The 9,242-nt window shown below is 53.4% G+C and carries 7 protein-coding genes; 2 read left to right on the forward strand and 5 right to left on the reverse strand.

Features of this window, described 5'->3' with window-relative positions:
* Window positions 1-58 precede the first annotated feature (58 nt).
* Window positions 59-964 carry a cyanoexosortase B gene (crtB, locus tag IQ268_RS22815; protein WP_193884056.1) on the reverse strand — a complete coding sequence of 302 codons (906 nt, stop codon included), beginning with the start codon at window positions 962-964 and terminating at the stop codon, window positions 59-61.
* Window positions 965-968: 4 nt separating this feature from the next.
* Window positions 969-2,165, reverse strand: a complete 1,197-nt coding sequence (locus IQ268_RS22820) for a DegT/DnrJ/EryC1/StrS aminotransferase family protein (RefSeq protein WP_193884057.1) — start codon at window positions 2,163-2,165, stop codon at window positions 969-971.
* 398 nt (window positions 2,166-2,563) lie between these two features.
* Here IQ268_RS22820 and IQ268_RS22825 point away from each other — a divergent pair, with 398 nt between their 5' ends.
* Window positions 2,564-2,905 (forward strand): Dethiobiotin synthetase, encoded by a 342-nt coding sequence (locus IQ268_RS22825; RefSeq protein WP_193884058.1) that lies wholly within the window; start codon window positions 2,564-2,566, stop codon window positions 2,903-2,905.
* A 58-nt stretch (window positions 2,906-2,963) separates the two neighbouring features.
* On the opposite strand, the gene IQ268_RS22830 is transcribed toward IQ268_RS22825, so the two are convergent.
* The 3 genes from IQ268_RS22830 to glyS form a co-directional block, all read right to left on the reverse strand.
* Entirely contained in the window at window positions 2,964-3,554 is a 591-nt protein-coding gene (locus tag IQ268_RS22830; RefSeq protein ID WP_193884060.1) for a hypothetical protein, read from the reverse strand.
* Between the two features lie 194 nt (window positions 3,555-3,748).
* A complete protein-coding gene (murD, locus tag IQ268_RS22835) occupies window positions 3,749-5,137 on the reverse strand; it encodes a UDP-N-acetylmuramoyl-L-alanine--D-glutamate ligase (RefSeq protein ID WP_193884062.1) in 1,389 nt (462 codons plus the stop codon).
* Window positions 5,138-5,141: 4 nt separating this feature from the next.
* The gene (glyS, locus tag IQ268_RS22840; protein ID WP_193884064.1) at window positions 5,142-7,295 is read right to left on the reverse strand and encodes a glycine--tRNA ligase subunit beta; all 2,154 of its coding nucleotides are present in this window, start codon (window positions 7,293-7,295) and stop codon (window positions 5,142-5,144) included.
* Between the two features lie 289 nt (window positions 7,296-7,584).
* Between glyS and IQ268_RS22845 the strand changes: the two genes are divergently transcribed.
* Window positions 7,585-9,087 carry an EcsC family protein gene (locus IQ268_RS22845; RefSeq protein ID WP_193884066.1) on the forward strand — a complete coding sequence of 501 codons (1,503 nt, stop codon included), beginning with the start codon at window positions 7,585-7,587 and terminating at the stop codon, window positions 9,085-9,087.
* Window positions 9,088-9,242 lie beyond the last annotated feature (155 nt).

A 9,242-nucleotide genomic window follows, 5' to 3' on the forward strand; every position in this document is an offset into this window, starting at 1 on the left:
GGAGCCACTTGTACTGATACATTCCAAGCGGCAGCGCCATAGACTTCTGGTGGAACACCTAGCACGTTGGTTCAACTCTGTCGTCTGGATCTAACTCTAGTGATGCCGACAGCAGATGTTCAATTCCTTGCAGCAACACAATCAGAATGCCCAACATACAGGCTGAGTATAAATCTCCTCCCCACCCTTCGTGCAGCCAGGCAAAGGCTTGCTCGTGACCAGCCCCATGAAAGAAGGTCAGCAGTGTGTTACGAACGATATTGGCACTGACGCTAGTTGCAACAATGCCCCCAATAAATAGGATTGTTTTAGACCGAGAGCACCAGGCTCCAGTCCAATACAGCAACATCAGGCCAACATACAGACTAGTGAAGAGCATCTTGAGTCCGGCACAGTAAGGCGCAACTTCCACGATTCGTTCATTGACATACAGATAAATCTGATCAACCCGAACATCCATGCCAAACTGAACTAGCAGAAAACCTGCGGTTCCGGCAATGAAACGCTGGAGGGGCAACGTGTAAGGAGCGATCAGGTAGGGAAGCTCGGTTGGAGTGGCCAAAGCCACCAGAAACCACGGAAAAGCATACAGGCGCAGTCCTGCGGTTCCCTTGAACCACAGACAGACCCCAGCTAAAACAACGGGTAACGACAAATTGACGACGTTAGATAATCCGCTGAGATACCCAACCACCCCTAGCAGCAGCAGTCCTAACCCCAGCAAATGGGAAACAGGGGGCAGTGCTTGCCATTGGCGGCGTTTTTCCCAGGCCAGGTAAGCAGCAAACGGCAGGCCGATCACCCCATGACTAAAGTACTCGTGTTCAGTGCTGATGGTTTTATTGAGCCAGCCATCATACCAATGCACCAGTAAAGGCCCATAGGCCAGCAGCAGCAAGCCAATTACGGCGACCTCTGGCAGGTGATACCCCAACTTCCTCAATCGTTTGCCCTTAAAATGCATCAACTTAGCCCACAACGAGAGAACTACAAGACACTGGAACGTCTGCTATAGACGGAATGGACGAGCCAAGAAGCGTTTCAATGGTAGAGACCACATAAGCAATGTGAGCCTCGCTTAGACCGGGATACATGGGTAGCGACAAAACTTCCTGACAAAGGGTTTCCGCATGGGGAAAATCTCCGGCATGGTAGCCCATTTGCTGAAATGCCGGTTGAAGATGGCAGGGAATCGGATAGTGAATTCCCGTTTGAATACTTGCTGCGGCTAATTCAGTTTGCAGTTCGTCTCGACCGATTAAGCAGTCTGCGGTAACGCGAACCACATACAGGTGGTAGACATGGCCATCACCACTGTGATTTTGAATGGGGACAATGCCAAACGGTTCGAGCGGTTTGAGCAAGCGATCGTACTGTTGGGCAATGTGGTAGCGATCGCGATTCCAGGCCATTAAATAAGGCAGTTTTACGTTCAACACAGCCGCCTGAAGGGTGTCTAATCGGCTGTTGATGCCGCAATCGGTATGATAGTACTTGCGAGGCGCACCATAATTACGCAGCGATCGCATCGTCTCAGAAATAATTGCTTCGTTCGTTGCTAAAAGGCCACCATCTCCAAACGCGCCCAAATTCTTGCTGGGATAAAAGCTAAATGCTGCTGCTGTTCCAACAGAACCGGCACGGTATCCGTCCCGTTGAGCAAGATGAGCCTGTGCCGCATCTTCAAATATCAGCAAGCCATAGTTGGTTGCCAAGTCCAGCAGATGATGGGGAGAAACCATTTGACCATACAGATGCACTGGAAGAATAGCTCGCGTTTTGCCAGTAATTGCCCTTTCAGCAGCATTCAAATCGATTAAGGCCGTATCCGGATCGCAATCAACGAAGACCGGAGTAGCTCCCGATCGCAACACGCCGATTAACGTAGCCACAAACGTATTGGCTGGCAGAATCACTTCATCGCCTGCACCAATACCGCAGGCTTGCAAACCCAGAGCGATCGCATCGGTACCGCAGGCAACGCCGACGCCGTGGGAAACACCGCAAGCCGTTGCAAAGGATTGTTCAAACTCAGACAATGCTTGCCCTAAAACATAATCTCCCTGCTGAATCACAGTGTGGATGGCTTGTTCTAACTTAAGCTGAATGGGTTGGTGCTGAAATTTAAGATCAACAAATGGAATAACGTTGACAGGGGTATTCATAGCTCTAGAAGTCAGCAAAGAAAAAATAAGTGGATTCGCCTTTAGTAACTCGCTACAAACGATTCGATTTAGGGGAGATTCAGGACGGTTATAAGGAGGGCTAATAATTCAGTTATGGTTGATTGTCGGTCAGTTTGAATAGGGGTGCCGGGTAAAGAGTGTATAAAGGAAGGCGGCGATCGCCCGTTGAATGCTGCTAAAAGCCCTGTTAATGATACATATGGGTATCCGTATAAACGGATCAACTCAGTACTGAGTTACAAAAAGCACATTCTATTCAGGCTAATCAGGCTTCGGATTCAGCCCGGTTCGCCTACTCCACTCAACAGAGGTTTGAATCCCTAAAGCGCGGTGTAGTAGCATACAAAATCTTCAAACTTGCTTTTGAGAATCAGCCTATGGATTATCAAACTGCTCGCCAATTTCTGATTGATCAAGCCAAAACCGTCGAGCCTGGTGCCGATACGTTCTTAATCCGGCTGCGACAATCTCAGCCACCTGTGCCAGGGCAGGTGACCTCGATGTTGTTGGCTCTAAAGGTAGTGTTTGAAGCGCTGCGCGGTGCTGAGACCCTAGACCGTGGCCTGGTTTATGCCCTGCATCTGCTAGCAACAGACAGCCGCCTACTGTTCGATATGGGTCAACGGAATGGAGTCATCTGGCCGCCATTGTTGAATGAAGATTTAGGGCGAATTGCGATCGCCGTTAAACGCATTTTTGCGGGAACAGAGGACGGTTAGAGATTGAATCGGTGCATGAATGCTGTTTACCCCTAAACAGATAACCGATCGGTGCGGTTCATCGCCCCCGTAATTCCACTTCCAGTTTTTCAACATCGGCAGTGGCAAAGACGCTAATCTGCCCAACACGAGCCAGCCCTTCACGACCGTGTGCCGTCTCAACCCAATAGGCAAACCGAGCGCCTTGTCGAATTTCGCCGTGCAGAGCGGTCGTTGATGATGAATTGATGGGTGGCGCTGTTCCCTCTGTAGCGTTTGCGGGATACACGTAAATGATCTCCGCCTGCTCATAGTCCTGATAGATCTCAGAACCGTAAATGACCCGCAGAGTTTCTTCCAGGCGATTGCGGCTGACCCCGTTCGTCAGGTCAAACAGAGAAATTTGCTCGCTGCGAATCATACCCAATGTGCGCTCGGGGGTTGCCCGCCCTGGAGAAGTGGTTAGCGCCTGAAAGGTAAATCGGCGAGCTGGGGTATCGCTCTTTCGCACCAGCAGGGTTTCACCGCTGGCCGGGCGGAGGGTTGGGTGGCCTTGAATCCAGGCAGCGACTTCCTCTGTTGTTTGGCCAGGTAGAGCGATCGCGGCACTATTTCCCAAACCGAGCAGTAGCCCTATCGATATGCTTAACCAACTTCTAACGCTACGCATCTTACCGTTCCTCTGCAAGTGAACATTGCTAACCCCAGAACGCGCTGTCCTAATACCCTTGAGCAGTACGACAACGCTCAACCGTAAGTCTTCCCGCTCTGCGGTGATTGATACACAGGCATCACGATTCTTTGAACAAGTTACAGCAACAAGCGGTTTATATTTCCTTGAACAGGCTTCCTGCTGCCACGCGTTTAACGTTCTAGAACCTGATGACAGAGCTGCCGAAAATGGTCGCCCCGCTGCTCGAAGTTTTGATATTGGTCAAAACTGGCACAGGCAGGCGATAAAAGAACCGCCTTAGCAGCATACTGTTTTGCCAGCTCAGCGGCTCTGGGAACAGCACGTTCCATAGTTTCAACGATTTCAACGGTAGAACGGGTGCTGGCCTTCAGGCGCTGGGCAAAGGCAGGAGCCGCCGTACCAATCAGCAAGACTGCCGCTGCTCTGGCTGCAATCGTCACCAGCCAGCCCGTATCGTCTCCGGCCTTGGCTTCTCCTCCGGCAATCAAGATCACGGGCGCTGCCACCGATGCTAAACCAACCTGCGCGGCATCGTAATTGGTCGCTTTGCTGTCGTTGATAAAGTCAATCCCCTGCCAGGTGCAGATGTGTTCTAAACGGTGCGGCACCCCTGGAAAAGCAGCAATAGCCTGGGCGATCGCCTCTCGTTCAATTCCAGCAAGGCGCGCCGCTGCCACGGCCATCAACAAGTTCTGGCGATTGTGGGAACCAACCATACGCAGGGCGCTCACCGGTACAATCGGTTCAGTTTGAGTCATGACCCAATCGTCTTCGATATAAACGCCCCGCTCAGGGTTGCCCAGCAAGTTGGCTTTGCCCGTTACACTCGTCCAGCAAGCATCACGCCAGCGATCGGCTGCCGTTTGGCGCAGATAAGGGTCATCCCCATTTAAAACTTGCGCTTCAGCCTGATCTAACAACCGAGCCTTGATCGCGTAGTAGTTCTCCAGGGTTTTGTGGCGGTTCAGGTGGTCGGGAGTGAAGGTCGTCCAGACAGCAATTTTAGGCGCGATCGACGCAGAGGCTTCGATTTGATAACTGCTCAGTTCTGCAATCACCCAGTCTAAGGCTTGGAGTTTTGGCGTGGCAGCAGGCGGGGAGTAGAGCGTTTGAATCGCCAGGTCACAGGCGGCATAGCCGATATTGCCACAGGCCGGAGCGTTCAACCCTGCCGCCTGGAAGATGGCTGCAATTAAAGCGGTCGTGGTTGTTTTGCCATTGGTGCCCGTAATGCCGACCCAGGGATAGGATTGGAGCGATCGCCACGCCAGTTCCATTTCTCCCAGGGTTTCGATGCCCTGCTCTCTGGCCTGAACCAGGGCAGGTAAATCCCACGGCACCCCCGGACTCACCACCACGCGCTGCATGGTCGCCCGATCTGGCTCGAACGAATGCCCCAGTTTCACCTCAATGCCAGCGGCCTTGAGTTCCTGTTGAATGCCGTGCAATGCGTCTGAAGCATTGCGATCGCTAATCGTGACCTGCCAATCGTCACATTTTAATAAGTTGGCAGCCGCAATCCCTGATTTCCCTAATCCAATCACAAAGGCGTGCTTCATACCCTTATTGCTTCACGATCGCCCCAAAATCGGCCAGAATCCGAGCGTTATTTCGCAGCACTCCCAGCAGGTTAAGCCGATTTTGCCGAATAGCCGGATCGGAATCCATTACTAAAACGCTTTGGGGGCCGTCAAAAAAGCCGCTGACGATTGGGGCAATTTGCGCCAACGCCTCCACCAGCGTGTGATAATCCCGCTCAGTTTGGGCGGTTTTAGTTTGGGGTGCTAGCTCTACCAAGGCATTATAGAAATCCTGTTCTGACGGTTGCTGGAACAGGGAAACATTTACCACGGCCTGGGAATCAAGCTGCACGGTATCCAAATTCCCCTGAGCCGCAAGCCGCGAGGCTCGGTTGACCGTCTCGTAGATAGACTCAAGCACGCCATTGCGCCGGATGGACTGCAAAAAGAGGGCGCGATCGCGCACATCCAGCAAATCGCGCAAGGCTCGTTCAGCGTATTCGCGATCGTTTTCGCCCAATACAGCGTTGACCAGGTCGTAATCAATCTGGTGTTCTTCCTGTAACAGGGTTCGAATACGCTGGAGGAAGAAATCCTTGAGCTGTTCTAGCAACGTTGCCACAGGGGTTGTCTTACTCGACTGCACCATCCCGTCTGACACAACCTGTTCGAGCAACTGATGCAGATTCAGCGGTAGGTTCGCAGCCCAGGTGATGTTGACAACAGCGTTCGCCGCACGACGCAGGGCAAAGGGATCGGATGAGCCTGTGGGCAGCATACCCAGGCTAAAAATGCCGATCAGGGTATCAAGGCGATCGGCCAGCCCAACCACCTGCCCCGGAAGCGATTGAGGCAACTGATCGCCCGCTCCACGCGGCAGGTAATGTTCAAAAATTGCGGTTGCCACAGCAGAGGATTCGCCGCTGCTGTGGGCATATTTTTGTCCCATCACGCCCTGGAGTTCTGGGAATTCACCCACCATTTGTGTTACTAGATCGGCTTTACAGAGGAGCGCAGCGCGTTGAATGGCCTGGCGATCGCCCTCACTCACTTGAAGCTGGTCGGCAAGGCGATCGGCAATCTGGCTCAGACGGTTGACCTTATCGCGTACCGATCCCAAATCTTCTTGAAAAGTGACCGTTTCCAGTCGCGGCAGGTACCCCTCCAGCGGCAGTTTCCGGTCGGCATCGTAGAAAAATTTACCGTCTGAGAGCCGCGCCCGAATCACCCGCTCGTTGCCAGCGGCGATGATGTCTGTTTTGGCTGGATCACCATTCGATGCCGTGATGAAGTAGGGCAATAAGTCAGTAGAACTCTGTGCCTCTAACACCGGAAAATAGCGCTGATGGCTTTCCATCTCGGTGATGATCACTTCTGGAGGCAGTTCCAGGAAGCCAGGATCGAACTTGCCAACAACGATGCTGACGGACTCCACCAGGTTGGTTACTTCCTGCAACAGGGTAGCCGAGACAGAGGCATACCCCCCTACCGCTTGAGCTGCCGCTTCAACCTGTGCCCGAATGTGAGCCTGGCGGCGATCGCAATCCACTTCAATTTGGGCGGTTTGCAGGGCATCCAGATAGGCAGATGCGGTTGGAATAGCGATCGGTTCAGGATGCAGGACGCGATGCCCCTGGGTGGTTCGTCCGCTCTCGCAGCGTTCCGAGCCGTTGATCAGCGTTACGGGTAACACGTCGTTATCCAAAAGCGTTACGAGCCAGCGAATGGGACGGGGAAAGCGCAGATCGCCATCGCCCCAACGCATAAACCGCTTTCCTTCTAGTCCTTTGATCCAGTCGGGAATTAGGTCAACTAGAATCTCTGCTGCCGCTCGTCCAGGAATCGCCTGTCGCAGAAATACAAATTCGCCTTTTTCAGTTTGACGAATTTCTAACGCCTCTACTGACGCTTTTTTAGAACGGGCAAACCCTTCTGCGGCCTTGGTTGGCTTACCGTCTTTGAATGCGGCCTGAGCAGCAGGGCCTTTGAAGTCTTCTTCTCGATCGGGTTGACGCAACGGCAAGCCATGCACCAGAACCGCTAACCGTCGGGGGGTGGCATACAGTTCCACCGAGTCTGGCGTTAGCAGTTGCTCGGCAAGGCTCGCCGCAATGCGCGATCGCCATTGTTCCAGCGCACTATCAATGAAGCTTGCAGGCAGTTCTTCTGTGCCAACCTCTAACAAAAACGTTGCCATGCCGCACCAGCGTGAATAATGAGACCAAACGTTACAAACCAGTTTCATCAGTTTAACTGGTCTAGGGTGCTGGCTGATGTCAAATCTGAGGAATTGTGAGGCTGGAGCACTTAACCAAAACTATTGACAAACCGCACAGAAGCCATTCCCAAGGTTGAGGCAGCCTTGCCGAATCAATCCTACACTAAGCGAATAATGGATTCCCCATGTGGTGATTGAGTGTAAGCCGATTGGCTGCCGATAGGTTCAGTTCATTGTTTTAGGCGGATGACCGTCCAATGGAGAAAGTATGAGCAACCAGCAACATCCTGCATCTAATTCCTCTGAGCCACCCAACCCGTTGGACTCGACGGCTGAGGTGCATCCGGCCAGCCCATCGTCTACGGAGCCAGAAGTGGGCGATCGCAACCGTCCTCCTGCACCTCCTGTAGTAGAGCCTGTAGTAGAGCAGAGCCACCCAGCACCAGACTCGAACCCGCTACAGTCGATACTTGAGATGGGCAACAGCCTTGGAACGGTAATGGGAGACACGGCGTTTAAAACGGGTAAGGCCGCGTTGGATACGGCGGCAGGTGTGGGCGAAACAGTGGGGCACACGGCCTCCGAGACGGGAAAAATAGTCCTTAAAACCACGTCTGAACTGGGCGAGATCGTGACGCACAATGCGTCGCAGTCGGGAAAGGCGGCGGTCGATACGGCGGCGGCAGTGGGTGGGGCGCTGAGCAACACAGCGATTCATGCAGGTCAGGCGATCGCAGGCATTGCCACGTCGATGGGAGAATCAGCGGTAAAGCAAATTTATCAACTGCTGGAGCAAACGACGAAGGGAGCGGGGCACGCAGTCACCTATGTTTCACGCAATCCGGTGGCGAAGGCAGTCTCGGGGGTGCTAAAGCTGGATTGGATTGCTGGAATTAGCGATCGCGTCGATTTAGAGAAGGCGGAAACAGCGGTTCGCAAGTTGCAGCAAAAGTATCCCACCGAGTCGCCACGGCAGGTTGCCCATCGCATTATGGTGCAGAAGGCCGTGCAAGCGGGTGGTATGGGGCTGGTGAGCAGCATGTTACCGGGGTTTGCGACGGCTCTGTTAGCGGTAGACTTGGCGGCAACGACGGCGTTGCAGACTGAAATGGTGTATCAGATTGCGGCGGCCTACGGCATGGATCTGGCTGATCCGGCGCGCAAGGGTGAAGTTTTAGGCATTTTTGGGTTGGCGTTGGGTGGCCGCTCGGCAATGAAGGCGGGGTTAGTCTTTTTACGCAATGTTCCGGTGGCGGGAGCCATGATTGGCGCTGGTTCGAATGCAACGATGCTGTATTCGTTGGGCTATGCGGCTTGTCGTTTTTATGAGGCGAAGCAGTCTGCCTCAACGGCGGTGCCTGCACCGGAAACGCTGGCGGAGATTAAGCAGGAAAGCGAAAAGTATTTAGAGGTGGCGGCTTCTCAGCAGGTGCTGATGGATCAGATTTTGGTGCATATGGTTTTGGCTAGTTATCCTCAGAAAACGTGGGAGGATATTATGCCTGAGTTGCAGGCGTTGCAGTTGAATGAACGGTCGATGGAGGCGATCGCGACCGATATTCAATCGCCGCAACCGTTGGGTGCGTTGCTCGATCAACTGAATCAAGATTTTGCGGTGCCGTTGTTGGCGCAGTGTCGGCGAATTGCTGAGAGCCATGATGGGGAGGTGTCTCCATCGGAGGCGGAGGTGATGGAGGCGATCGCACGACGGTTTGGAGTGGATTTGGAAGCGATTGGGGCTGAGGTTGCGGAGATGAAGGGGGCTGGGTAGGTCAGCATTGGGAGGCCGAGCATCGGGGGATGCCCCCGAACCCCCATTGGGGGACGACCCGCTTCCCCCAAACCCCCTCCGATCAGGTTATCTGTGGGAGGTTGGGCACCGCTTCGCATTGGTTGTGCTGCAAGTGCAGTGAGAGTGGTTAGGAC

The sequence above is a fragment of the Oculatella sp. LEGE 06141 genome, assembly GCF_015207605.1.
GTDB lineage: Bacteria > Cyanobacteriota > Cyanobacteriia > Elainellales > Elainellaceae > Oculatella.